This is a genomic window from Actinoplanes sp. NPDC048967, from assembly GCF_040649415.1.
In the GTDB taxonomy this organism is placed as follows: Bacteria; Actinomycetota; Actinomycetes; order Mycobacteriales; family Micromonosporaceae; genus Actinoplanes.
Genome location: NZ_JBEZFL010000004.1, coordinates 14,393 through 38,057, shown reverse-complemented (window position 1 = coordinate 38,057; position 23,665 = coordinate 14,393). Strand labels below are relative to the sequence as shown.

Annotated in this window: 27 protein-coding genes; 11 read left to right on the top strand and 16 right to left on the bottom strand. The window is 71.8% G+C overall.

Annotation, left to right across the window (positions count from 1 at the left end):
• Positions 1–46: 46 nt before the first annotated feature.
• Positions 47–463, bottom strand: a complete 417-nt coding sequence (locus tag AB0C12_RS17790) for a DUF6069 family protein (RefSeq protein ID WP_360549162.1) — start codon at positions 461–463, stop codon at positions 47–49.
• Between the two features lie 97 nt (positions 464–560).
• Entirely contained in the window at positions 561–1,244 is a 684-nt protein-coding gene (locus AB0C12_RS17785) for a DNA alkylation repair protein (RefSeq protein ID WP_360549160.1), read from the bottom strand.
• A gap of 123 nt (positions 1,245–1,367) precedes the next feature.
• Between AB0C12_RS17785 and AB0C12_RS17780 the strand changes: the two genes are divergently transcribed.
• Entirely contained in the window at positions 1,368–2,237 is an 870-nt protein-coding gene (locus AB0C12_RS17780; protein ID WP_360549158.1) for an AraC family transcriptional regulator, read from the top strand.
• A 3-nt stretch (positions 2,238–2,240) separates the two neighbouring features.
• Here the strand turns inward: AB0C12_RS17780 and AB0C12_RS17775 are convergent, their stop codons facing one another.
• Both AB0C12_RS17775 and AB0C12_RS17770 read right to left on the bottom strand, forming a co-directional pair.
• A complete protein-coding gene (locus AB0C12_RS17775; protein WP_360549156.1) occupies positions 2,241–3,086 on the bottom strand; it encodes an alpha/beta hydrolase in 846 nt (281 codons plus the stop codon).
• 21 nt (positions 3,087–3,107) lie between these two features.
• Positions 3,108–3,395: a hypothetical protein gene (locus AB0C12_RS17770; RefSeq protein WP_360549154.1), complete on the bottom strand. Its 288-nt coding sequence runs from the start codon at positions 3,393–3,395 to the stop codon at positions 3,108–3,110.
• 157 nt (positions 3,396–3,552) lie between these two features.
• Here AB0C12_RS17770 and AB0C12_RS17765 point away from each other — a divergent pair, with 157 nt between their 5' ends.
• From AB0C12_RS17765 to AB0C12_RS17755, 3 genes are all read left to right on the top strand, one after another.
• Positions 3,553–5,262: an alpha/beta hydrolase gene (locus tag AB0C12_RS17765; RefSeq protein ID WP_360549152.1), complete on the top strand. Its 1,710-nt coding sequence runs from the start codon at positions 3,553–3,555 to the stop codon at positions 5,260–5,262.
• A gap of 82 nt (positions 5,263–5,344) precedes the next feature.
• The gene (locus AB0C12_RS17760; protein ID WP_360549150.1) at positions 5,345–5,986 is read left to right on the top strand and encodes a DUF1152 domain-containing protein; all 642 of its coding nucleotides are present in this window, start codon (positions 5,345–5,347) and stop codon (positions 5,984–5,986) included.
• Positions 5,986–6,144 carry a hypothetical protein gene (locus AB0C12_RS17755; RefSeq protein WP_360549148.1) on the top strand — a complete coding sequence of 53 codons (159 nt, stop codon included), beginning with the start codon at positions 5,986–5,988 and terminating at the stop codon, positions 6,142–6,144. Before AB0C12_RS17760 ends, AB0C12_RS17755 begins: the two co-directional genes overlap by 1 nt.
• Before the next feature lie 9 nt (positions 6,145–6,153).
• Here the strand turns inward: AB0C12_RS17755 and AB0C12_RS17750 are convergent, their stop codons facing one another.
• The 4 genes from AB0C12_RS17750 to AB0C12_RS17735 all read right to left on the bottom strand — a co-directional run bounded on the left by AB0C12_RS17750 (position 6,154) and on the right by AB0C12_RS17735 (position 10,650).
• Positions 6,154–8,919, bottom strand: coding sequence for an AAA family ATPase (locus AB0C12_RS17750; protein ID WP_360549146.1), 2,766 nt, complete (start codon positions 8,917–8,919; stop codon positions 6,154–6,156).
• Positions 8,886–9,080 carry a hypothetical protein gene (locus AB0C12_RS17745; RefSeq protein ID WP_360549144.1) on the bottom strand — a complete coding sequence of 65 codons (195 nt, stop codon included), beginning with the start codon at positions 9,078–9,080 and terminating at the stop codon, positions 8,886–8,888. The genes AB0C12_RS17750 and AB0C12_RS17745 overlap by 34 nt, the downstream gene beginning before the upstream one ends.
• A 141-nt stretch (positions 9,081–9,221) precedes the next feature.
• On the bottom strand, positions 9,222–9,836 hold the full coding sequence (locus AB0C12_RS17740) for an NAD(P)H-binding protein (RefSeq protein WP_360549142.1): 615 nt from the start codon (positions 9,834–9,836) through the stop codon (positions 9,222–9,224).
• Positions 9,837–9,864: 28 nt separating this feature from the next.
• Positions 9,865–10,650 carry an inositol monophosphatase family protein gene (locus AB0C12_RS17735; RefSeq protein WP_360549141.1) on the bottom strand — a complete coding sequence of 262 codons (786 nt, stop codon included), beginning with the start codon at positions 10,648–10,650 and terminating at the stop codon, positions 9,865–9,867.
• 66 nt (positions 10,651–10,716) lie between these two features.
• Here AB0C12_RS17735 and AB0C12_RS17730 point away from each other — a divergent pair, with 66 nt between their 5' ends.
• Positions 10,717–11,625 (top strand): LysR family transcriptional regulator, encoded by a 909-nt coding sequence (locus AB0C12_RS17730; protein ID WP_360549139.1) that lies wholly within the window; start codon positions 10,717–10,719, stop codon positions 11,623–11,625.
• Here AB0C12_RS17730 and AB0C12_RS17725 read toward each other — a convergent pair.
• A complete protein-coding gene (locus AB0C12_RS17725) occupies positions 11,622–12,062 on the bottom strand; it encodes a VOC family protein (protein WP_360549137.1) in 441 nt (146 codons plus the stop codon). The genes AB0C12_RS17730 and AB0C12_RS17725 overlap by 4 nt on opposite strands.
• Positions 12,063–12,155: 93 nt before the next feature.
• Entirely contained in the window at positions 12,156–13,025 is an 870-nt protein-coding gene (locus AB0C12_RS17720; RefSeq protein ID WP_360549135.1) for a helix-turn-helix transcriptional regulator, read from the bottom strand.
• A gap of 130 nt (positions 13,026–13,155) precedes the next feature.
• Here AB0C12_RS17720 and AB0C12_RS17715 point away from each other — a divergent pair, with 130 nt between their 5' ends.
• A complete protein-coding gene (locus tag AB0C12_RS17715; RefSeq protein WP_360549133.1) occupies positions 13,156–14,061 on the top strand; it encodes an oxidoreductase in 906 nt (301 codons plus the stop codon).
• On the opposite strand, the gene AB0C12_RS17710 is transcribed toward AB0C12_RS17715, so the two are convergent.
• The 5 genes from AB0C12_RS17710 to AB0C12_RS17690 form a co-directional block, all read right to left on the bottom strand.
• Positions 14,048–14,446: an ester cyclase gene (locus AB0C12_RS17710; protein WP_360549131.1), complete on the bottom strand. Its 399-nt coding sequence runs from the start codon at positions 14,444–14,446 to the stop codon at positions 14,048–14,050. The genes AB0C12_RS17715 and AB0C12_RS17710 overlap by 14 nt on opposite strands.
• Positions 14,443–14,943 (bottom strand): SMI1/KNR4 family protein, encoded by a 501-nt coding sequence (locus AB0C12_RS17705; protein ID WP_360549129.1) that lies wholly within the window; start codon positions 14,941–14,943, stop codon positions 14,443–14,445. The genes AB0C12_RS17710 and AB0C12_RS17705 overlap by 4 nt, the downstream gene beginning before the upstream one ends.
• A 71-nt stretch (positions 14,944–15,014) precedes the next feature.
• Positions 15,015–15,209, bottom strand: coding sequence for a ferredoxin (locus AB0C12_RS17700; protein ID WP_360549127.1), 195 nt, complete (start codon positions 15,207–15,209; stop codon positions 15,015–15,017).
• Entirely contained in the window at positions 15,206–16,405 is a 1,200-nt protein-coding gene (locus AB0C12_RS17695) for a cytochrome P450 (protein WP_360549125.1), read from the bottom strand. Before AB0C12_RS17695 ends, AB0C12_RS17700 begins: the two co-directional genes overlap by 4 nt.
• 70 nt (positions 16,406–16,475) lie before the next feature.
• On the bottom strand, positions 16,476–17,639 hold the full coding sequence (locus AB0C12_RS17690) for a DUF1996 domain-containing protein (protein WP_360549123.1): 1,164 nt from the start codon (positions 17,637–17,639) through the stop codon (positions 16,476–16,478).
• Positions 17,640–17,943: 304 nt separating this feature from the next.
• Here AB0C12_RS17690 and AB0C12_RS17685 point away from each other — a divergent pair, with 304 nt between their 5' ends.
• The 4 genes from AB0C12_RS17685 to AB0C12_RS17670 are packed head-to-tail and all read left to right on the top strand — an operon-like array spanning position 17,944 to position 20,017.
• Complete coding sequence (locus AB0C12_RS17685; protein WP_360549121.1) at positions 17,944–18,177, top strand: RHS repeat-associated core domain-containing protein; 234 nt, start codon at positions 17,944–17,946, stop codon at positions 18,175–18,177.
• Positions 18,135–18,953: a hypothetical protein gene (locus AB0C12_RS17680; RefSeq protein ID WP_360549119.1), complete on the top strand. Its 819-nt coding sequence runs from the start codon at positions 18,135–18,137 to the stop codon at positions 18,951–18,953. Before AB0C12_RS17685 ends, AB0C12_RS17680 begins: the two co-directional genes overlap by 43 nt.
• 21 nt (positions 18,954–18,974) lie before the next feature.
• Positions 18,975–19,271 (top strand): hypothetical protein, encoded by a 297-nt coding sequence (locus tag AB0C12_RS17675; protein WP_360549117.1) that lies wholly within the window; start codon positions 18,975–18,977, stop codon positions 19,269–19,271.
• Positions 19,253–20,017: a hypothetical protein gene (locus AB0C12_RS17670; RefSeq protein ID WP_360549115.1), complete on the top strand. Its 765-nt coding sequence runs from the start codon at positions 19,253–19,255 to the stop codon at positions 20,015–20,017. The genes AB0C12_RS17675 and AB0C12_RS17670 overlap by 19 nt, the downstream gene beginning before the upstream one ends.
• 21 nt (positions 20,018–20,038) lie before the next feature.
• Here the strand turns inward: AB0C12_RS17670 and AB0C12_RS17665 are convergent, their stop codons facing one another.
• The gene (locus AB0C12_RS17665; protein ID WP_360549113.1) at positions 20,039–23,128 is read right to left on the bottom strand and encodes a M4 family metallopeptidase; all 3,090 of its coding nucleotides are present in this window, start codon (positions 23,126–23,128) and stop codon (positions 20,039–20,041) included.
• Between the two features lie 94 nt (positions 23,129–23,222).
• On the opposite strand from AB0C12_RS17665, the gene AB0C12_RS17660 reads away from it, so the two are divergent.
• Positions 23,223–23,663, top strand: a complete 441-nt coding sequence (locus tag AB0C12_RS17660) for a hypothetical protein (RefSeq protein WP_360549111.1) — start codon at positions 23,223–23,225, stop codon at positions 23,661–23,663.
• Positions 23,664–23,665 lie beyond the last annotated feature (2 nt).

The window sequence follows — 23,665 nt, the reverse complement described above, 5'->3', positions numbered from 1 at the left end:
TGAACAGCTGGAATGGTGACAGAAACTCGGTGTGCGTGTCGCCGGATCAGGCCGGCAGACGCCGCGCGACGACGGGGATGACGATCGCGGCGGCGACCAGATGGGTGAGCATGAGCAGCGCCCTGGTGCCGGGCGCGGCGTCCACGATCACGTCCGGGATCAGCGAGAGAACGGTCAGCACGACGGTCGTACGGACGAAGGCCCGCCGCGGGTGCCGGGCCGTACGCGCCAGTACCGCGGCCAGGATCACGCCGACCAGCGAGAACACGCTCGTCAGCACGCCGAAACCGGAGACCGGGATCGGCGCGCCGCCCACGTCGAGGCTGACCCCGGCCGCGTGACCGGTGGCAGCGACGATCATGGTGGCGGCACTCGCGGCCGTGGTGGCGGCGACCCCGAACCCGAGCAGGGCGGCGAGGCCGGAGCCGGCGGTACGGGTCGTCGTGGTGGCGGTGGTGGTCATGATGCCCTCCGGGCGGTCCGCGGGGCCGGCTCCGTGCCGGCCTCTCACCAGGGCTACGAAAAGGGCCCGCCCCGATCGACGACTCCGCCGAAGATTCTCAGAACTTTTTCTGAGGGGCCGATTCTGCCCGGCGCACCATCTCGGTGATCCAGATCGGCGCGAACGGCGACGTGCAGTTCGGCGGCGTCGGGTAGTCCTTGAGCACCTGGAGCCGCTCGCCGATGTCGATCGCGCGGGCGCGGTGCTCCGGGTGCTCGATCCCGATCTGGGCCAGGCAGTGATTCATCGCCCACTGCAGGCGGTCGGGGGCGTCCTTCATCCCGGCCTCGATGATGTCGAGCAGCCCGTCGAGATCCAGGCCGGCCGGCCTCGCCACCCGTTCGGTGGTCAGCGCCCAGCCGGCGCTCGCGACCACCGGGTCGGGATCGGCGAACCAGGCCAGCCGCAGCTCCTCGGCGTGCGGGCTCTTCTTGACCACGTAGTTGACCAGCCAGTCGTGCACCTTGGGCGTACGCGCCCGGCGCACCATCACGTCCAGCTCGTCCCGCCCGAACTCCTTCGGCCGGCAGATCAGCAGCGCCAGCAGCTTCGCCGCGGTGTCGTCCGTCGCCCACAGCTGCCGCGCGAGGTCCTGCTGGACCTTGAGCCGCTTGGCCACCGCGCGCAGCTTGGTGAGGTTCACCCCGTGATCGTCACCGTGACGCTCGTTGACCGCGCGGACCTTCGGGTCCTCGAGCGCGGCCAGCTCGGCCAGCACCCCGTCCACCGTCGTGTCAGCCACCTCGGCCTCGCCTCCTCACCCGGGGTGTCAGCCTACGAGGTGCGGCGGATGATCGGATCGGACGCCGATGATCGGGCGCGGCCGGCCCGTCGCGGGCCAGGATCGATCTCGAAGGGAGGCCTCGTGATAGCGGTCCTCAACCGGCTGGTCGACCTGGTCGAGCAGCACCTGACCGGGGAACTCGACGTCACCGTGACGGCCCGGCAGCTCGGCACGACCGAATACCACCTGCGCCGGGTGTTCTCGTCGCTGGCCGGCATGCCGTTGTCGGAGTACGTGCGCCGGCGCCGCATGACGGTCGCCGCCGCCGAGGTCGTCCGGGGCGAGGACGATCTGTTGACCATCGCCGTCCGGCACGGCTACGGCTCCACCGAGGCGTTCGGCCGGGCGTTCCGGGCGGTCCACGGCGCCGGCCCGGGTGACGTCCGGCGTCACGGCGGTCCCCTTCGCACACAACCACAGCTCAGGTTCCGCCTGACCGTCGAAGGGAACATCCCCATGGACACCCGCATCGTCGAACGGCCCGCGTTCCGGCTCGCCGGGCACGCCGCCCGGGTCCCGCTGCTGCACCGGGGCGTCAACCCGCACATCCAGCAGCACATCGCCGGGCTGCCGCCGGAGGAGCACGGCCGGCTCAAGGCTCTCGGCAACACCGAGCCGGACGGCCTGCTGCAGGTCACCGACGACATCGACCCGGACAGTGCCGAGGGCAACGAGCTCACCTACCTGCACGGGGTAGCCGTCTCCGAAGACACCGCGGTGCCTGAGGATCTCGACGCCATCGGCGTACCGGCGGGCCGGTGGGCGGTCTTCCGCACCGCGGGTCCGCATCCGCGGGCTCTGCAGGAGACCTGGGCCGCGACCGCGACCGAATGGTTCCCGTCGAACCCGTGGCGGCTCCGGCCGGGGCCGTCGATCGTCGCTGTCCTCGAGCGCGCGGACGACTTCAGCACCGCGACCTGCGAGCTGTGGCTCCCGGTCGAACCCGCCTGACCCCTACAGCGCGAGCATCGCCGCGGCGACCTCGTCGGCGGCGGCGTCGGGGATCTGCGTCGCGGCCCGGTCGAGCACGAGCAGTCGGGCGCCGGGGATCTCGCGGGCGAGGGCCTCGCCGTTGCCGAGCGGGAAGAACGGGTCGCGGCGGCCGTGCACCACGAGCGTCGGGATCGCCAGCGCGGGCAGACGTTCGCGCCAGCGCGGACCGCAGTCGAGCCTGGCGAACACCATGCCCAGCTGGTTGGCCATCTGCACGGCGGGCCGCGGGCCGGGCGTACGGTCGAAGATCCGCTCGGCCGTCGCGCGGGCCGCGGCCGGGTCGTCGCCGAGGATCTCCGCGCGGGCGGCGGCGCTGCGCGCCACGGCGGCGCGGTCGGACCAGTCGGGCAGCGGGAGCGCGAAGGCCCGGCTCATCGTCGCCGCGTCGTGGTCGGGCAGGTCGTCGTCGACCGGGCCCGGTGCCACCGGCCGCGTGCCGGCCAGGGTGAGCGCCGAGAAGGCGTCCGGGTGGTCCAGCGCGGCCACCTGGGCGACCATCCCGCCGACGCCGATGCCGGCCAGCTGCGCCGGCCGGTCGTCCAGCCCGCGGGCGAGCGCGGCGGCATCGGCGGCAAGATCGCGCAACGTGTACGCCGGCGCGTCCGGATCAACGGTCGACGACGCACCGGAGTCACGCAGGTCGTAGCGCACCACGTGACGTCCGCCGCGAGCGAGGGCCGAGCACAGCAAGTCGGGCCAGGAGAGCATGGTCGTGCCGCCGGCGAGCAGCACCAGGGGTGCCGCCGCGTCACCGAAGTGTTCAGTCCCGAGCGTGACGCCGCCGGGCGTACGGAACGTGGAATGCATGTCCAGCTCCCCGCCGGCCGATCAGAACGGAGGCGCGTCCTCGCCCATCAGGGCCAGCGTGACGCCGCCTTTTCCGGTCTTGAGGCTCTGCACCACGACCTTGCCGGTGCGGCCGTCCGGCAGCTCCAGCGTGAATGTCTTGCCGACCGCGTTCTTGGGCCCGTAGCCGGCGTCGTTCGCGGGCCGGAAGTCGCCCGCCCACGGTGGGATGCCGCCTCGGCGACTGGGCTCGGCGAAGAGCGCGGCGGTGCCGGGCGTCCTGGTGCCGTCGGCGGAGACAAGCGTTGAGGAACTGCGAAAGGTAGCCATATGTGCTCAGGCTATCGCGCGCAGGCCCCCGGATGGGGAACGCCACCGTCGCTAATGCCGTGGAGCACCAGATGATCACTCAGCGTGGCATCGACGCTTTACTATGCCGGGGGTCGCGGCACCGCCGCCGCGAGCCACCGTCAGAAGGGTCGTCCGTATGCCATCGAAGACGCACCGACTACTGACCGCAGCGCTGGCCGGCATCGTGCTGGCCGGCGTCGCCGCCGCGCCGGGCTCGGCCGCCCCGGCCGCCGCCGAGCGCACCAGCAAGGCGGAGAGCCGGCGGGTCGACGCCGTGCCCACGCCCAAGCTCGGCTGGTACAAGTGTTACGACATCGCCGAGTGTGCCACCGCTCGGCTGCCGCTCGACTACGACCAGCCCAAGGGTGCCACCACCGAGATCGCCGTGCTGCGGATCAAGGCCAAGGACCAGAAGCGCAAGATCGGCAGCCTGTTCCTCAACCCCGGCGGTCCGGGCGGCTCGGCGACCGACTTCGTGCAGTTCGCGCCGTACTTCCTCAGCGATTCGCTGCTCCAGCGCTTCGACATCGTGGGCGTCGACCCCCGCGGCATCGGGGCCAGCGCGAACCTCCGCTGCTTCAAGTCGGTCAAGGACCAGACCGCGGTCCTCGATCTGCTCAACGTGCCGTTCCCGGTCACGAAGACCGAGGAGCAGCGGTACGTGCAGGGGTCGAAGCGGCTGGGCAAGGCCTGCTCCACCACCGGCCGGCCGCTGTCCGGCGCGATGTCCACCGCCGAGGTGGCCCGCGACATGGACGTCATGCGCCGCGCGGTGGGTGACCGCAAACTCAACTACCTGGGCTTCAGCTACGGCAGCGCCCTCGGTCAGTACTACGCGAACATGTTCCCCGACCGGTTCCGCGCACTGGCCGTGGACGGTGTGCTCAACCCGACCGCCTGGGTCGGCAACACCCGGCAGATCCTCGACGAGCGGCTGCGCTCGTCCGACGGCGCGTACCGGGCCCTGATCGAGATCCTGAAGCGCTGCGACCGGGCCGGTGAGAAGTTCTGCGTCTTCGCCGACGGCGACCCGGTCAAGAACTTCGCGACGATCGCCCGGCAACTGCGTGCGAAGCCGCTGGAACTGCCGGACGGTGACGGCGGCACGGTCACCGTCACGTACGCGGTCTTCGTCAGCGCCATCCTGGGCTCGCTCTACGGGGTCGACGCCGGCCAGGTGGTCACCGAGATCGCCGCCGAGGTCTGGGCGGCGCTGAACGAGGGTTCGACCGCCGCGCTGACCGAACGGGCCCGGGCGGCGAGGGCCACCAAGCGGGGGTACGACTTCCCGTACCAGAACGGCTTCGAGGCGAGCAGCGCCGTCATCTGCACCGACGGCCGGCACCCGGCGAACGCCGAGCTCTGGCCGGCCGCCACCGCCCGCCGCGACCAGCGGGCACCGTACTTCGGCCGGGCCTGGGGCTGGATCGACAGCCAGTGCGCCCACCGGACGTGGACGGTCCAGGACGAGGACGCCTACCGCGGGCCGTTCACCAAGCGGACCGCCGCCCCGGTGCTGGTCGTCGGCAACTTCTGGGACCCGGCGACGAACTATCAGGGAGCCGTCTCGTCGAGCCGGCTGCTGCCGAACTCGCGGCTGCTGTCGAGCAACAACTGGGGGCACACCGCGTACGGCTCGGGCGTGTGCGCCACCACCGCGATCGACAACTATCTGCTGACCGCAACGCCGCCCGCCAAGGGCACGGTCTGCACGGACTCGGTGCAGCCGTTCACCGAGCCGTTGCCGCCGCCGGGTGAGGCGACCACCCTGTCCGCGCCGACCGGCAAGCAGCGCCCGCCGGTCGCCACGCTGCTCCCGGAGTCGCCGCTGACACCGGCGAAGTGACCGCCCGTGGGCGGGGTGGCTGCGGTTGCCCCGCCCACGCGGACGGTTTGGGATTCCCCGGCGGTGGCCGGATCATGGGCCCGTGATCGGATCCGGCACCTTCTCGTTGACCACACCGCCGTTGTTCGCCGCGCTGGCTCCGGCCCGCAACGTCCTGATCGCCGGGGCCGGCGGCGGGTTCGACGTGTACGCCGGCCTGCCCCTGGCCCTGGCCCTGTGGCGCGGCGGCGTCCAGGTGCACCTGGCCAACCTGTCCTTCTCCGAGCTGGTCCTGCTCGACCGGGAGAGCTGGGCGGCGGAGAACGTCGCCGTGGTGACGCCGGACTCGGCCAGCACGGACTGGTACTTCCCCGAGCGCGCCCTGGCCCGGTGGCTGGCGGATCAGGACCTGCCCTCGACGGTGTACGCGTTCCCGCCGCTCGGGGTCGAACGCCTGCGGGACGGCTACCGGCACCTGATCGACCAGCTGGACATCGACGCGGTGGTGCTGGTCGACGGGGGCACAGACATCCTGTTGCGCGGCGACGAGAGCAACCTCGGCACACCGGTGGAGGACATCACCAGCCTCGCCGCGGTGGCCGGCCTGGACGTGGCCGTGAAGCCGCCACCCCCGAACGGCCGACGATCGTGCACGGCCAGATCGCCGCGGCCACCCGGGGCGACTTCGGCGACGTCCAGTTCACCCGGCGCACCAGCGGCAGCACCCTGTTCGTCAATCCGTTGATGGCCATGTACTTCACCGTCGACCTCGACAAGCTCGCCGCCCGCTGCCTGTACCTCGATCGCCTCGAGAACACCTGGGGCCGGCGTCAGGTGACCGGCCGGATCGAGAAGTTCCGGGCCGGGATCTCACCCCGCATCCCGCGTGTGTATCCGCACTGACCACTGTGGTCAGTGCCGCCCGACCAGGTCGCCCACCTCCGTACGCGACGAGACGCCCAGCTTGCGCAGGATGTTCGACACGTGCACGGCGGCGGTCTTCGGTGAGATGTAGAGGCGCCGGGCCAGCTCCGTGTTGGTCAGCCCGTCGCTGATCAGCACGGCCACCTCGCGCTCGCGGGGTGTCAGGGCGGCCGGGCCGGTCACTGCCGGTGGCGCGTCGACCGGAGCCAGGCCGAGCCGGGCGCGTACCCGGGTGAGCTGGTCCACCCGCCAGCCCCGCCACCCGGCCAGCAGGGATGCGGCCGCCTCGGCCTGCGCGGTGGCCTCCGCACGCCGGTCCTCCGCGAGCAGACAGCGGGCGGCGCCGACGCGGACGGTGCCGCGGATGGCCGGCCCCAGGATGTGCGCGTCGGTGATGGAGAGATACCCGTCGAGCGCTTCGGCGTGCCGGCCGCGCGCCTCGGCGAGCTGGGCGTCGACGAGGGTCCGGTAGGCGTCCCACACGTCCTCGTCGAGCAGCGCGGCGGCCATCCGGTCGAGGTGGTGTTGCGGCAGGCCGATCTCCAGGGCGGCGGAGATCAGGTCGTGGGCCTGTTCCCCGCTGTGCCAGTTCTCCTCGATCATGGTGGTGACGAGCTCGTCGAGGGCGGCCTCGGCGCGGGGCAGGTCGGCGCGGCGGCAGGCGAGGTTGAACGCGAGGCCGGGAATCGTCGTCGGCGGGTTGTCGGTCAGGGCCGCCAGGTCGGTGATGAGCTCCTCGACCCGGTCCAGCCGGCCGGCCTCCAGGTAGAGCCCGGCCAGGAAGACCCCGTGGTAGTCGGCCCAGCGGCCCCGGCGCCGGTAGCCACGGTCCTGCTCGCGTCCGCTCTCCAGCGCCGCGATGGCGGCCTCGAGGTCGCCGGCCCGGATCGCCAGCCGGGCCCGGCCCTGGAAGTACGTGGCCACGGCGAGCGACTCGAAGCCGGCCCGCTCGGCGTCGAGCCGCATCCGTTCCAGGGTCTCGGCGTGCTCGGCCGGTGAGGTGGGCGGCTCGCCGTGCACCAGGTTGTTGAGGGCGCGGGCGGCCAGCACCCACTCGCCCGCCTTCTCGGCCTCGTCGACGAGACCGGACAGGATCTCCCGCCCCTCGGCGGCGGTCTGCGGCCGTTCGGTGAGGGTCGAGCCCTTCTCCAGCAGCGCGGCCAGGCGCACGGCCGGCAGATCGAACTCGTGGGCCAGGGCCAGGGCGCTGTCCGACCAGTGCAGCGCGGCGTCGGCGTCGTCACGCAGGTACGCCGACTGCGCGATCGCGGTCATCGCCCGGGCCTGGTCGGCGCCGGGCGGCAGCTGCGCGATCAGCGTCTCGATGTCCTGCGTCAGGGTGCGCATCTCGTCGGGCTCGCGCGACTCCCAGGCGATGCGGACCAGCAGGTACAGCGACTCGGCCCGGTCGGTCGAGGTGCCGGCCAGATCCCGCCAGCGCCGGCCGTAGCGCAGCGCGTCGTCCAGCAGTCCGGCCAGCCAGGCGGCCCGGGCCGCGGCGGCGAGCAGCTCGGTGTCGTCGGGCACCTCGTCCAGACCCATCTCGGCCAGCTGCAGGGCCTGGTAGGCCGAGCCGATCGAGAGGTAGAGGGCGGCACCCCGGCGGGCCGCGGCGATCATGTCGTCGTACCGGCCGGCGCCGCGGGCGTGGTGCGCCACCATGGCCGGGTCGGCCCCGCCGTCGTTCGCGATCAGGCCGGCGTCGCCCTTGCGCAGCAGCACGTCGAGCGCCGCCTCGTGCAGCCGGCGGCGCTGCCGGCCGAGCATCTGATCGGCGATCGCCTCGCGCACCAGCGCGTGCCGGAACGCGAACTCGTCCTCGCCCGACTCGACCAGGACGCCGCTGGTGACCAGGTCGCGCAGCGCGGCGATGAGCTCGTCCTCGCCGGTGCCGGTCACGTCGGCCAGCAGGTCGAACGAGATGCGGTGCCCCAGCACGGTGGCCGCCTCGACGATGCGGTGGCTGAGCGGGTCGAGGTCGTCGACCTGGCGGCGCAGCACGTCGGCCAGGCTCCACGGCAACGGCTGCTCGACCAGCGCCTCCACGTCGTACCCGGGCAGCGCGCGCAGCAGCTCCTCCAGGAAGAAGGGATTGCCGCCGGTGCGGTGGTGCAGCGCCGTCGCGGCGCGCAGCGGCGCCGGCGAGCCGGTGGCCGCCGCCAGCATCGCCGCGGTCTGCGCCGGGGTCAGACGATCCAGCCGTACGTGGGTGACGGCATGCCGGCGCTCCGTGCGGGCCAGCAGTCCCGCCACCGGCTGGCGGCGGGTCACCTCGTCCGGCCGGTACGTCCCGATGAGCAGCCGTGGCCCGCGCTGGTCGGCGATCCGCTCGAACAGCGCCGCGCTCTCCGAGTCGGCCCAGTGCAGATCCTCGAAGACGATGACGGCGGGGGAGTCGCCGATCAGGTCGGCCAGGATCGCCAGCCCGATGTGCAGGCGCTCGACCGGGCTGCGCCGCGGGTCCGCGAGGGCGGCCAGTTGTTCCTCGTCGATGTCCGGGTGGCCGTCGATCGCGTCGAGCAGCACCTCGTACGGCCGGGACAGCGAGCCGGGCTCCGCCTGGCCGACCAGCACCACGGTCTCCGCCGGCACCCCGGCCAGCAGCTCGTGCACCAGCCGGGTCTTGCCGATGCCGGGCTCGCCGGCGATGAGCGCGACCGCCGGCTCATGCGCCGAAGCGAGCCGCGCCAGGCGGCGCAGCTCGCTCTCCCGCCCGATCATCACCGGGCTGGCACCGCCGCGGATGGTTCGCACGACGCCAGGGTACCGGTGGGGCGGCCGCGGGCGACCGCGGCTTTGCGGGCCCGGCGGGCCCGGCGGGCGCTGCTCAGCAGCCGCCCCTGCTCCGCCTCGGCGACCAGCTCACGGTGCCGGTCGTGGGCCAGGTCCAACAGGATGTCGGGGTGCGTCATCATGGCTTTCTCCTTGTCGACCGGTGATGGATCAATCCTCGGCTGACGGGGGAGCTGGCACATCGGACGCGATCACCTATCTTGGCGGCCGCCCTGGTTCAGACCGGGCACGCGAGCCGCCTAGGCATACCTAGGCACCTGCGCTCAGGTGCTGCTGATCGTGACGATCTGTCCGGGGAACTGTCCCCGTACCGCCTCCTCGACCATGGCCGCCGCGACCGTCGCGCGGCTCACCCGGCCGGGGAAGAACCGTCTCGGGGTCCGGTCCAGGGTCAGGGTGCGCCGGCCGGGGGCGACCGGACCGTCGGTCAGCATGCCGGCGTGGAAGACGGTCCCGCCCGCGGCGATGATCGTTGCGTCGGCCGCCACCTTGTCGGGAACCTCGTCGCGCAGGAAGAGGCTGAGCAGGGTGCGGGTGAGCGGGCCGGCGACGTCGGCCGACGGGCCCGTGCCCACCGCCCCGAGCCAGACGACCCGGGGGACGCCGGAGACGGCGACGGCTTTGGCGCCGGCGGTGAGAACGCCGGGCGGATTGCCTTTGACCACACCGAGCCCGGACAGCAGTACGTCGGATCCGGCGACGGCCCGGGCGATGGACTCAGGATCGTGCACGTCGGCGGCGACCGTGGTCAGCCCGGGCCGGGCGGGTACGCGTCCGGGCTGCCGGGCGATGGCGGTCACCGGCAACCCCTGGTCGAGCGCGGCGGTGACCAGCAGAGTCCCGGTGGCGCCGGTGGCGCCGAGTACGGCGATGCGCATGGCAGTCATCCTCGATCACTGTGGAGGGTCAGAGCGTGCGTTGCAGGACGTCGAGGGCGGCGGCGTGCACCCCGGGCGCGGCGGCCACGTAACCGGTGCTGGTGAGCTCCCACGGCTTGCCGTCGAAGTCGGTGACGACGCCGCCGGCCTCCCGGACCAGCAGCAGCGGGCCGATGTGCGAGCGCACGTTCTCGAACTGCCAGTGCACGTCCAGCCGTCCGGCCGCCACCTGGGCGAGCTCGCGCCCGACCGGCACCGACGAGCGGACGTACAGGGCGTGCTCCAGCATGGCGGTCATCGAGGTGCCGACGCTGCGGGCCACCGCGGCCGAGTGGCTGGGCCGCGCCTGGCCGGTGCCGGTCAGGGCGAGAGCCAGGTCGGTCTTCGCGGAGACCGTCATCCGGGTGCCGTCGAGGTACGCCCCGCCCCCGTCGACCGCGGTGAACATCTCGTCGGACCAGGGCGCGTGGAGCACCACGAAGTCCGGGCGGCCGTTGCGGACCAGCGTGACGCCGATGTTCCAGTCGGTCATGCCGTGGACCAGGTTGAGGTTGCCGCCGACCGGGTCGACGACCCAGCGGTCGCCGCCGGCCATCGGGCCGGTGGCGTGCTCGTCCTCCTCCCAGCCGGAGCCGGGCAGAGCGGCGAGCAGGGCGGGCCGCAGCAGGTCGGCCACGGCGGCGTCGTGCCGCCGCAGGCTCGCGAACAGCTCGTCCTCGGTGGCGACGCGGTTGCCGGGTGCGTAGAAGCCCCGCAGGCGGGCGCCGGCTTCCCGGACCAGATCGGTGGTGGTGGAGATCAGGTCATCGGTCATGAACTGAGTCTTGGCCCCACGCTCAGATAAGTACAGTGCACTCTGTTTAAGCTAACGTTTACCGGCATGCAACTGGATCTGAACCTGTTGACGACGCTGGACGCCCTGCTGGTCGAGGGCAGCGTGCGCGGAGCGGCCGAGCGGCTGCACCTGTCGTCGCCCGCGGTCAGCCGCTCGCTCGGCCGGATCCGGAAGCTGACCGGCGACGACATCCTGGTGCGGACCGGCCGCACCATGACGCCCACCCCGTACGCCCTGGCGGTCCGCGAGCAGGTCAGCGGGCTGGTCCGGCAGGCCGGCGCGGTGCTGGCGCCGAGCCGCGACCTGGACCTGGCGACGCTGGAACGCACGTTCACGCTGCAGTGCCACGACGCCCTGACCACGGCGATCGCCGCGCCGCTGCTGGCCGCGATCGCCGAACGGGCGCCGGGCGTCCGGGTGCGGTTCCTGACCGAGACGGCCGTGGACACCGACGACCTGCGGCACGGCCGGGTAGACCTGGAGCTCGGCGCGACGACCCCGAACCTGCCGGAGATCCGGACCGAGACCGTCGGTCACGACCGGCTCGTCGTGATGCTGCGCGGTGATCACCCGTACGCCGGAAGTCTGGATCTCGAGGCGTACGCGGCTCAGCCACACCTGCTCGTGTCCCGCCGCGGCCGGCTGAGCGACCCGGTGGACGAGCTGCTCGCAGCGCACGGCCTGCACCGCCGGGTACTGGCCGCGGTCGCCACCACCGCGACCGCTCTGCACGTGGCCGGCCACAGCGACGCCGTTGTGACCGTGCCGGAGGTGATGTGCCGCCCGCTGATCGCGGCTTTCGGGCTGGCCGTCACGCCGCCGCCGGAACCGCTACGGCTGCCGCCGGTGCCGATCGTGGGCAACTGGCATCAGCGTTACGACACCGACCCTGGCCACGCCTGGCTTCGTGAGCAGACCTGGGACGTGCTGAGGGCGGCCCTCGGCGGCCGCTAACCGAGCTCTTCGGCCAACCCGACGAGGATGCCCTCCGGGCCGCGGACGTAGCAGAGCCGGTAGACGTCCTCGTACCGGACCACCTCGCCGACGAGCTCGGCGCCGTGAACGAGCAGGCGGGCGACCACCTCGTCGATGTCGTCGACGGCGAACATGATGCGGCGGATGCCCAGCGTGTTCACCGGGGCGACGCGCGGCCCGGCGCCGATCGCCTCCGGGGTGTGGAACCTGGCCAGCTCGACGCCGGCGCGGCCGTCCGGGGTCCGCAGCATCGCGATGTCCTGCTTGACGTCGGCGATCCCGATGACCTGCTCCACCCAGCGACCCTCGACCGGCCCCCGGCCCTGCAGCTCCAGGCCGAGCTCGACGAAGAACGCGATGACCGCGTCGAGGTCCTCGACCACGATGAGGACGTTGTCCATCCGCTGGATCGTCATGCTGATCTCCTCGGTCCCGGACGGCCAGGATGACCGTCTCCGCACCGGGGACGCGGCCGCCACGCCGTTCTCGACATCCTCGCGAACTGTTTCTCAGCCGGAGTGCGTGGCGCGGGTCGCGTGCAGGGACGCCAGGAGCTGCAGCCGGTCCGCGTCGGCGCTGCCCGGTTCCGCGGTCCAGATGAGCATGACCGGTCCGGGGTTGCCGGGCAGCGGGTAGGTGTCCCAGTCCAGGACGATGTCGCCGACCTCGGGGACCGGGAAGGTCTTGGTGCCGCTGACCGACTCGCGGACGTCGTGCCGGGCCCACAGCCGCCGGAACTCGGCGCTGCGGATGCTCAGCTCCCCGACGATCGCGGTGGCCCGGGGATGGGTGGGGTCGGTGGCCACAGCGGCGCGCATCATGCCGATGTAGTCCAGCGCCTGACGCTCCCAGTCCGGGCAGCTCCGCTCGCCGGTCCGGGTGTCGTCGAACATCAGCAGCAGCATGTTGAGCCGGTCGGCCGGGTAGCCGTGCGGGTCGCCGAGCAGCGCCTCCGCCATCGTGTTCCAGGCGAGCAGGTCGAGGTGGCGGCCGAGCACGACCGCCGGGGTGTCCATCACCCGCAGCAGCCGCCGCGTGCTGTTCGGCACCCGTTCCGGGCCGTGCTCCGGCCGGGCGGGCATCGGCCGGCGAGCGGCGTGGGCCAGGGTGAACAGGTGGCGGCGTTCCTCGTCGTCCAGCGCCAGCGCGCCCGCCAGAGCCGCCAGGACCTCGTCGGACGGGCGTACCTCCCGGCCCTGTTCCATCCGCTGGTAGTAGTCGGTGCTCAGCCCGGCGAGCAGGGCCAGCTCCTCGCGGCGCAGCCCGGTGACCTTGCGCCGGCCGCCCGGCTCCAGGCCGACGTCGTGCGGGCGCAACCGGCTGCGCCGGGCGTGCAGGAAGTCGCCGAGCTCACGAGCGTACGGATGTGGGCTGCTCATGCCGCAAGTGTGCCGCGGCCCGGACCACCGTGGGTAGGTCCGGCAGACCTAGGCAGGCGGGAACGACGGAACCGGCCGGGATCGCTCCTAGCGTCAGCGGTCCACGCACCGAAACCGTCAGGAGCAGCAGATGACCGGATGGACCGCCGACCGCATCCCCGACCAGCACGGCCGGACCGCGGTCGTGACCGGCGCGAACTCGGGCCTGGGCCTGGTCACCGCCACCGAGCTGGCCCGCCACGGCGCGCACGTCGTGCTGGCCGTCCGCAACACCGCCGCCGGCGCGGCGGCCGCCCGCCGGATCGGCGGCGGCGTCGAGGTGCGCGAGCTGGACCTGGCCTCACTCGATTCGGTACGGGGGTTCGCCACGAAGCTGGCCGCCGACCACCCGGTGATCGATCTGCTGGTCAACAACGCCGGCGTGGTGCTGCTCGGCCCGCGCCGAACCTCGGCCGACGGCTTCGAACTGCAGCTCGCCACCAACATGCTGGGCCATTTCGCGCTGACCGGCCTGCTGCTCGGCAACCTGGCGGCGGCCCGGGCGGCGCGAGTGGTCAGCCTCAGCTCGATCACCCACCGGACCGCGCGCCTCGACTTCGACGACCTGATGGCCGAGCGGGGCTACCGGGCCTCCGCCGTCTACGGCCGGTCCAAGCTCGCCACCACGATCTTCGGCGTCGAGCTGGACCGCCGCCTGCGCGCCGCCGGCTCGCCGGTCATCAGCGTGCTGGCCCACCCGGGTCTCACCCGCACCAACCTGACCCCGCGGGCCTGGGAGCACCGGGGCCGGCTCGGGCGGGTCATCGCCCGCGTGGGCCTGGTGGCGACCCAGCCGGTGGAGCAGGGCGCGCTGCCGCAGCTGCGCGCCGCCACCGACCCGGAGGTGCGGGGCGGGCAGTTCTTCGGCCCGGCCGGGCTCTGGGAGACGCGGGGCCGGGTCGCCGAGGCCCGCTTCAGCCGGGAGGCCACCGATCCGGCCGCCGGCGGGCGTCTCTGGGCGGCGGCCGAGGAACTGACGGACGTCAGCTATCTCTGAGCTGAGCCTCGACGGCCGGCTTGTCGATCACGGACCAGACGTCGGTGATCCTCGTTCCGGTGCATCGGTAGATGACGTTCTCGGTGAACCGGATCCGCCGCCCGCGGACCGGCAGACCGAGGAAGTCCCCGCTCGGGGTGCAGTCGAAGCGCAGCCTCGCGGCGATGTGCGGCGGCTCGCACACCAGCAGCTCGATGTCGTACCGCAGGTCCGGGATGTCCCGGGCCTCCGCCTCCCGCTGCTCGCGGTACGTGGCCAGCCCGATCGTCCGCCCGTTGTAGCGCACCTCGTCGTCGACGAAATCGCCGAGCTCGGACCAGCTCCGCGCGTTGAGGCAGTCGAGGTACGCCTGATAGCGGGCGCGCAGCTCGGCGACGCTGCTCACGACTGACCCGCGATGACGAGCTTGTGCATGTCGAGGTCGTCGCTGAGCCACCGCTCGAACCACTGGCTCAGAGTCAGGCCGAGCGGGTGCAGGGTGTGCTGGTCCAGGAAGAGCATCCGCCCCTCGGGGGCGCGGCAGTCGAGCAGCGCCCACATCGCGCCCCCGAAGTCGCAGAACGAGACCACGCCGGGTGTCCAGGCCGGGAAGTCGTCGGGGATCTCCTCGTCCCGCCACTGGACGTAGTCCGCCAGCATGCCGTCCTCACTGGCGTAACCGTCCTCGACGCCTTCCACGCCGTCGAACGGGCCGAAGCCGCCGTTGGCCACCTCCCGGTAGAGGCGGCGCAGCAGCGGCGGCAACGGAAAACCGATGGCCTGCTCGGCCTCGGCCAGAGCCTCCGCCGAGGCCGGCTCCTGCGGGTACGGCTCCGGCAGGTCGGCGCCCCGGCCGGCGTCGACCCGGGCGCTGATGGCGGCGACAATCTCGTCATCGGTCATCGGACGATGATCGACGGCGCCGCGACTCCCCGCCACCCCGTCGCGATCCCGGGACCGGCCGTCGCGCCGGCTCAGGGCAGCAGCTGGATGACCGCGGCGGGGCAGCGGCCGACCGCCTGCTCCACCGCCGGCCGTTCCGACTCCGGCGGCTGCTCGTCGAGCAGCACCACGACCGCCTCCTCCGGGTCCTGGTCGAAGACGGCCGGCGCGGTGAGCACGCACATTCCCGCGCCGATGCACAGGTCGCGGTCGACGGTGACTCTCACGACCAGATCACCGGCAGCTCGGCGGGACCGCGGACCACCGAGTCCCGCTTCCACACGATCTCCTCGGGTGGCACCGCGATCCGCAACTCCGGCACCCGGCGGGCCAGCGCCCCGAGCACCGTGGTCAGCTCTATCCGGGCGATCTGCTGACCCACGCAGGCGTGCGCGCCGTGCCCGAAGCCGAGATGGGCGCCGGGCTTGCGGGCCACGTCGAACGTGTCGGCGTCCGGGTGCAGCGCGGTGTCCCGGTTGCCCGACTGCACCGCCACCACCACGTAGTCGCCCGCCTTGATCGGCTGCCCGTTCACCACGGTGTCCTCGGTGGCCTGCCGCAGCAGCCCGATGCCGGCGCCCAGGTAGCGCACGAGCTCCTCGGCCGCCGAGGCGGCCAGTTCGGGCTCGGCGCAGAGTTTCGCCCACTGTCCCGGGGTGTTCAGCAGGCAGACCAGACCGTACGTGATCATCGACGCGGTCGTGTCGAAGCCGGCGATGAGCAACGCGCCGTTCATCTGCGTCAGTTCCTCGTCGGTGAGCGGGCGCTCGCTGTCGGCGCTGTGCTCGATCATCCGGCTCAGCACGTCGTCGCCGGGCCGGGCCCGGCGGGTGGCGACCAGCTCATACAGGTACGCCCACAGCGGCTCGATCGCCCGCCGCAGCTCGTCCGGCGTGGTGGAGGTCCGGAACAGTGCCGTGGCCGCGTCGTGCAGCAGATGACGCTGCTCGGGTGGCACCCCGATCAGCTCGGCGATCACCGCGGTGGTGATCGCGGTGGAGAACCGGCTGTGCAACGGATAGGGCTGCGGGGAGGCCAGCATGCGGGTGATCGCCTCGTCGGTGATCTGCTCGACCAGGGGCCGCAGCTCGGCCAGCCGGCGGGGGTGCGACACCTGCGGGGCGAAGTTGCGCCGGATCCGGATGTGCTCCGGGCCGTCCAGCTGGCTGAAGCCGGTGACCGGCGACTCCGGCCCGCCGAACGCGTCCAGCACGTGGGCGGCCTGACCGGGCCGGGTCGAGAAGCGGCGGCCGTCGCCGAGCACCTCCCGGACACCCGCGTAGTCCGAGACCAGCCAGGCGTCCAGGCCGGTCGGGCAGGTCACCCGGACGACCTGCGGGGCGGCGCGCAGCCGGGCGTACTCCGGCGGCGGGTCGAACGGCAGCTGGCTCTCGTCCGGCAGTGGCAACGCAGGTAGCGACATCCCCGAACCTCCACAATGTGTAGTCGGGGAAACACCTTACGCGACTTCGACGAAGGTCAATATCCCTCAGTCAGTAGGAGAACGGGTCGTAGCCGTCGTTGTCGCAGGTCCGGCGCTGGGCGATGCAGTTCCGGACCCGCTGGTTCAGCTCACCGACGTTCCACATGACGAACGCGTCGCCGTGCATCGACGAGGCGCTGCGGCCCTGCGGATCGGAGGAGAGGTAGTAGCCGGCCTTCGAGCCCTTGGCCCCGTACGCGATGTCGAAGGTCAAGGCCGGAATCCGGACCGGATGGCCGGCCGGGCAGCCCGCATCGGTCCCGAACGCCACATGTTCCTTGTGGTGCGGGCTGTCCAGGTTCTTGCCGTCCCAGCAGTCCGGGAACTGCAGCATGAAATGCAGGCTCGCCGGCTCACCGCAGATCGGCCAGTTGCCGTTGTCGCTGCGGGCGACGCCGTTGATGTCACCCGGTCCGTAGAAGGCGCAGTAGAACTGACCCTGCGCGCCCCGCGGCGTCGGCTGCTTCTTCTTGGCGTCCCCGGCGACCATCCGCAGCCCGTTCGGCATCGGCATGATCCCGTCCGAGTTCTTCCGGAGCGAGCGGTAGTACACCCGGAATCCGGTGGTCTCGACCGGCTCACGGGTCGCGGCCTCGTAGAGCGTCGGCACCCAGTAGGCGGAATGGTCCACGGCCGGCTTGCACGTGGTGGCGGTGAACTTCATCAGATCGCCGGCCACGGTGTTCGCATCCACGGCCTTGTTGCCGACGAAGGAGTGCATGTGCGAGGCGCCGGGCAGCCCGGGGAAGACGATCGGGTCGTCGGCCTTGCGGTGGCTGTAGCGGCAGTCGGCCCGGAACTCCGGCAGGTTGCCGGCGTTGCCCGGCGGGTCGGCCCTGGTGGCCTTGTACCCGGCGACCTGCGCGTTCCAGGCTGCCTGGTCGACCGGGATCCAGCCGGCTCTCGGCGCCTGCCGGGTGGCGGTGGCCGACGGCCTTTCAGCGGTCGGCGTCTTAGTGATCGGCGTCTTAGTGATCGGCGTCGTCTTCGGTGGCGTCGTGCCCGGGGCTGTTGTCGGCGCGCGGCTCTGATCCACGGCCTGCGGCTGCTGGCGGGCGGAGGCCTGGTTGAGACTCACCGACACGACGACCGCGGTGATGAGGGCGACGGTCACGCCGGCGCCGGCCACCGCCAGCCCCCGCCCGCGCCGGACATGGCGACCGGACTCAGGCACGGGAAAAGGGAAACGCGGCACAGGTCACTCCCCACAAGCGAACACGACAAGCCGGCCGAACCGAGCGACCGCCGGAATGGTAGGCCGGTGGGAAGCGCACCTGACAGGCCCTTAAGCCGGAACAAAGAATGTCTGTCCGACAGGACAGAATCCGCCGCGTGACCCCGAAAAAGTGTTAGCGACTCGATGCCAGGCTCGGCGCCCAGGTCAGGGAGCCCGTCCGCCTTCGGCGGATCGGGGCTCAGTACACTCCCGCAAACCAGAGCCGCACTCGCGTTGATCGGTCAACGCGTACACCCAGCAGATGGCCGTCCGCCGGCAGAATCCGTACGGCGAAGCCCGCGGCAGCAACCCGACGTGGCCGAACAACAAGGGCTTCGTGGGCGGCGACATCGACCCGACCGGCCTGACCCACCTCGGCGCCCGGGAGTACGACCCGGCGCTGGGCCGCTTCATCTCGGTGGACCCGCTCCAGGATATGGCCAATCCGCAGCAGTGGAACGCCTACGTCTACGCCAACAACAGCCGATCACGCTGAACGACCCGAGCGGCACGGATCCGTGCCCGGGAGGTGGTGGCGGCTGCGGCTTCGACGACACGCCGGACCACGTCAAGGACCCCGGGGCGTGCACCACCGCGAACGCTTGCGAGCACCACCAGGATACCGACGGCAGCGGCACCGGCGGTATCGGCAAGGACAGTGGCGGCGGCAGCGACGGTAAGGGCATCGGCGGCAATGGTGGGGGGCGTGGAGACGGCGACGGTACCGTGCGGGTCGGACGGCGGATGAGGCAGCCGGAATACACCCAGATGCTCAACACTGGCATGGTGCAAGAGGGATCCGGCGGCTTTACCTACGTCGTCTATCCTGCTTCCAAAGAGGGCTTCACGCCGAACCGGCCCGGATCGATATATGTGGAATTCGGATCAAGCAGGGCAAGGTTCCTGGATTGCCGAGGCGAAGAACGTGAAATTGGTGGGCGGATGCTGAGGAACGAGGCTCTCCTTTCGGTCGTCATGAAAGCGGCGATCGAAGCGGAGGCTTACGCTCTCCCTCCAGGGGCTTCTGGCAGTCTCTCCCGACCTCCTGAGGATAGGCGCGACTACTCGGTCACCTGGCAGGTCGCCTGTGAGGGCAGGAATGGTCAACTCACGGTCTGGGATGACGGCAACGCGGAAGTCGACCTCATCGACATGGAAAGCATGGAGGACGAGGCCGAGCACCTGCAACTGGACAGTTCAGATGATGTTGCCGTTGCTGTTGCCAAGGTCGTCGAGTGGATGAAACGGAGCCCTGTTCTCGAACAGCCTTAGGCCCCGTCGGGGGCGCCGCCGGTGGCGATCGGAATTTCTACCGGTATGTGGCGCGCCATGACGATAATGCGGGACCCGGCGAAGGAGGTGGCCGCCGCTCCGGCGGCCAGCCTCTGTCTTCCGGCGCCATCCCGCCGGACCGGACGGCTCGCTGCCCTGGACGTGCTGCGGCTAGCGGCGGCGCTGATGGTGGCGCTGTTCCACTACACCGGGCTGAACCTGGAGCACTCTTGGGGTACCGACGCCGAGGCGGTTGTCTTTCCGCATCTCATCCACTTCACGTCGTGGGGCTGGCTCGGGTGGAACTGTTCTTCATGATCAGCGGGTTCGTCATCTCGATGAGCTGCTGGGGCCGCACCGTCGGCAAGTTCGTCCGGTCGAGAGTGCTCAGGCTGTTCCCGGCCTATTGGCCCGCTGTGCTGATCAGCGCCGCCGTGGTGATGCTGTGGCCGACCGCGCGGGAACCGATTTCCCTCAATCAGATGGTGGTCAACCTGACCATGCTCAACGAGTCGCTCGGCGTGCCCTCGGCCGACCTCTCGTACTGGACGCCACTGCTCACCACCGTGTTCCAGCCGACCTACGCGCCGTCTTTCGTGGCCGGTATCGCCTTCTACCTGATCCACCGCTTCGGTGCCGACATGCGACTCTGCGGCCTGGTCGGCCTTTCCTGGGCGCTGACAATGCACATGCTGGCGGCGCGGGTCGCCTACGAGAGCAAGACGCTGCACAGGCCGTTGTCGCTCGCCGTCGGCATGGTGATCGTCACGCTGTTCTTCGTCGCGCTCGCCGCCGTTGCGCCCGGCTGGACATCGCGGGTGCAATGGCGTTGGCTCACCGTCGCGGGCGCGCTCACGTATCCGTTCTACCTGCTGCACCAGCACATCGGCTTGACCGTCATGAACGCCATGCAGGAGGTGCGGCCGCGCCTGCTGACACTGGCTTGCGTGATCCTGATGATGTTGGTCGCGGCCTGGCTGCTGCACCGCCTGATCGAGCGGCCGCTGAGCCGGGTGCTCAAGCGCAAGCTGGACCAGAACGCGAACGCGGTGCGGGCCGGGTGACCCCGCCCGCACCGCGCCGTATCACTTGACCTTGAGGGTTACTCCGCTGCTGGTCGCGCCCGCGTTGTAGGTGCCGCCGGCCACCGAGACCCGGAGGGTCCAGGTGCCGCGCTTGAAGGACCGGGTGAACGAGTACGACCCGCTTGAGGTCGTCTTCGCCGTCGTGACGGTCACCCACTTGGAGCCCGACTTGCGTTGCAGGGTCACCTTGACGCCCGCGCGGCCCGGTTTGGCCGTACCCGTGAGCTTGATCTTCTTGTTGGCCTTGGGTTTGGTGGTACTGGCCTTGATCGTGGCGGTGTAGCGGACCGTCGCCGCCGGGGTGGCCGAGGTTGCCGGCCAGGCGCCCGGCGATCCCGCGTACCGGATGCGGTAGGTCGTGGTGATCGACGGCTTGACGGTCGCCCGCCAGGCGCCCTTGGCGTCGGTCTTCACCGTGGTGATCCGGGTCCAGGCCGTCTTGCCGGCCGGGCGTTGTTCCAGCGTCGCCGACGTGCCGGCGATCGCCGTGCTGCCGCGGAGGATCTTGCCGGTGAGCGTGGCCGACTTGCCGTAGGCGAACGCGCTGGGCGTCACCGTCAGCGGGAGGGCGGCCGGGCTCAGCGTGATCGTCTTCTCCACGCCGTCGCCGATCGCGCTGGTCGCCCGCACCCCGATCGTGTACGTCTTGCGGACGTCCAGGCCGGTCAGTTCCAGCGACCGGGCGGCGGCCGGAAGCGTCGTCTCCTGGCCGGGGGAGAGCCGCACGATGTAGCCGGTGGGGACCATCACACCGGTGCTGTAATTCGGCCTGACCCACTCCACCAGCGCGGTGCCGTTGCCGGCGGCGACCGACACGCTGACCGGGGCGCCCGGTGGCTGCGCGGGCAGCACCTGCCACGGCACCGAAGCCGTCACCTGGTCACCGTCGGCGTCGGTGGCGGTCACCACGGTGGTGCCGGAGCCGGCGGTGGTGGGTATCCCGCCGATGGCGGCGACCAGCGTGCCGGAAGCCGGCCGCCGCACATCGAGGGTCAGGCCCGCCGGCAGGCCCGTGGCGGTCACCCGGAACGAGTCGGCGGCATCGACCATGTGGTCCGGTGCGTCGGTGAAGGTCACGCTGAAGTTGCCGAAGGCGCCGTAACCCAGCCGCATCGTCTGGGCCGGTGGCACCGACCGGGCGACCGGCGGGCCCTTGACCACCCACCACATCAGTTCCCGGCCGGAGTTGCCGTCCGGGTCGGTCGCGATGATGTCGCCGGGATACTCGCCCTTGACCGTGGGCGTGCCCGTGATCAGCCCGTCGGCGTCGATCGACACACCGGGCGGCAGGTTGGCGGCGCTGAAGGTCACCGGCTGTCCCTGCGGATCGCGGGCGCTGACCTGGATGCGTACGGAGTCCCCGACGTGCGGGGTGGGCGTGCTGTCCTCGAAGTGCGCCAGCTGCGGGGTGCCGTACGCCGGGTCGGAGCCGTCCACCCCGGCGGCCAGCCAGGCGGCGTCAACAGTGCGCCGCTCGACGCTGTCCGGGCCGTACACGTCCGCGGCCGCGCGGATGGTCGCGTCCCGCGCGCCGGAGAAGTTGGTGTTCGAGACCATGTAGACGGTCAGGGCGCGGTACCAGATCTGCGCGGCGCGGTCGTTGCCGATGCCGGTGACCGGCGCGGCGCCGCCACACGGTGGGCTGTCTCCCCAGCGCGTCGCGCCGCTGCCCGCGGCCAGCGTGTAGAAGAACTTGTTGCCGATGCCCGACGAGTAGTGCGGGTCGAGACTCTTGGCCGTCGGAACCCAGCAGGACAGCGACTTGCCGTCGCGGCTCGGCTCGTCCATCTGGCGCAGCGCCGGGGCGCGGGTCCCGGTCAGCTCGCCGATCAGATAGTCGGGCGGATCGACCGGGTTGTTCGCCGCGAACTCGACCAGCGTGCCGAAGATGTCGCTGCTGGACTCGTTCAGCCCGCCCGACTCGCCGGAACTCACCAGGCCGGCCGTGCGGTAGTTCAGGCCGTGTGCCACCTCGTGCCCGACCACGTCGAGGGCCGTGAACGGCTTGCCGGTGGGCGCGCCGTCACCGAAGTACACGCACTGGCAGGAACTGCTCCACGCCGCGTTGGCCTCGTCGACGTCGTGGTGGACGTACGCGGTCAGGCCCTTGCCGTCGTTGCGCACTCCCGAGCGGCCGAACGACTCCCGCAGGTAGTCCCAGGTCTGAGCCATGCCGTAGTGCACGTCGACAGCGGTGGTGGCGCGGTCGGCGCGGGTGCCGTCGCCCCACACGTTGTCCGCGTCGGTGAACTCGGCGAACTTCTTCGGCTCGAACACGAAGTCCTCGTTCAGGCCGTCGCGGACGGTGTTGCCGCCCCGGTCGGGGTCGACCAGCGTGTACTCGCCGCCGGCCGGCCGGCTGGTGCTCAGCGGGACGTCGCCCACCAGCATCCCGTGCCCGGTGCCCGCCTCGGCGGTGAGCACATTGTCGTACGCGCGGCGGACCGTCCCGGTGGTCGCGTCGACGATCACCAGCCGGGTGCCGACGGTCACCTCCCAGGAGCGCACCGGCTTGCCGGCGAAGGCGTCGATCACCTGTCGCGCGTTGCCGGCGCTCTGCTGCCCGGCGAACCGTTCGGCGGCCGCGACGGCCTGCTCGCGGTCGACCTCGGCGGTTGCCGGGACGTCGATGACCTGCTGCTGGGCCACGGTGGCGTCCGTGAACCGGCCGGTCGCGGCCGAGTGGACCACGAAGTCGCCGCCGAGCACGGCGAGGCCCCGGTGGGTGCGCTGGAACCGGACGTGCCGGGTGCCGGCCGCGTCCACCGTGGTGTCGACCACCCGGTACTGCTCGCCCGGGGCGGACCGGATGGCCGTGCCGTTGCGGCGGATCGCCGTACGCGCGTCCCGGACCGCCCGGGCGCGGGTGACCGCGGGCCCGGTGGCCGGCGCGGCGGAGGTCTTCGGCTTCGCGGTCGCCGCCGGCTCACCGGCGGCGGGCAGCTCGGTGGCGGACGGCCGGGGCGCGGCGGCCTCGTTCCAGCTCGGCGGGGGATCGGCGGGGACCTCGCGGGCGATCGCAACGCCGGCCCCGGTGAGCACCAGTACGGCGGCGAGCGCGATCGGGACACGGCGATGCCGGACTGCCATGCTCATTTTCCCCCGTCGATCTTCGATGAGGAGGGGACGATACCGGACCGACGCTGGATGAGCAGCCCCGCCGGAAAGGGGCTAGTTTGCTGGGATGAGTTCCCTTGATGACGTGGGCGAACGTGACGGCTGGCGGTGCTGGGTCTGTGACGAGCCGGTCGACGCCGGCATGTCGGTGAACGACCCGCGCGGTCCGAGCGTCGACAGCCGTACCGCCGACCGTAAGGCCAAGGTCACCGAGCGGCTCGCCCACCGCGCCTGCAACACCCGCAAGGGCGCGGTCAAGGTGGTCATCGCCTGGCCGGACCGGCTGCACGTCGTCGAGCCGGCGCCGCTGGTCGCGGTCGCGGACCGCCTCGAGCGCAAGGGCGGCCGGGAGCTGGTCGCCCGGTGCCCGAGCCGCAAGGACGCCCAGGAGGCGGCGGACTGGCTGGTCGACCGGTTCTCCCGGCTGGTGCCCGGGCTGCCGGTGACCGCGAGCGTCGACCCGGGCGGCGGTCAGTTCCTGGTGGCCCTGGCCGCGGGCCGCCGCTGACC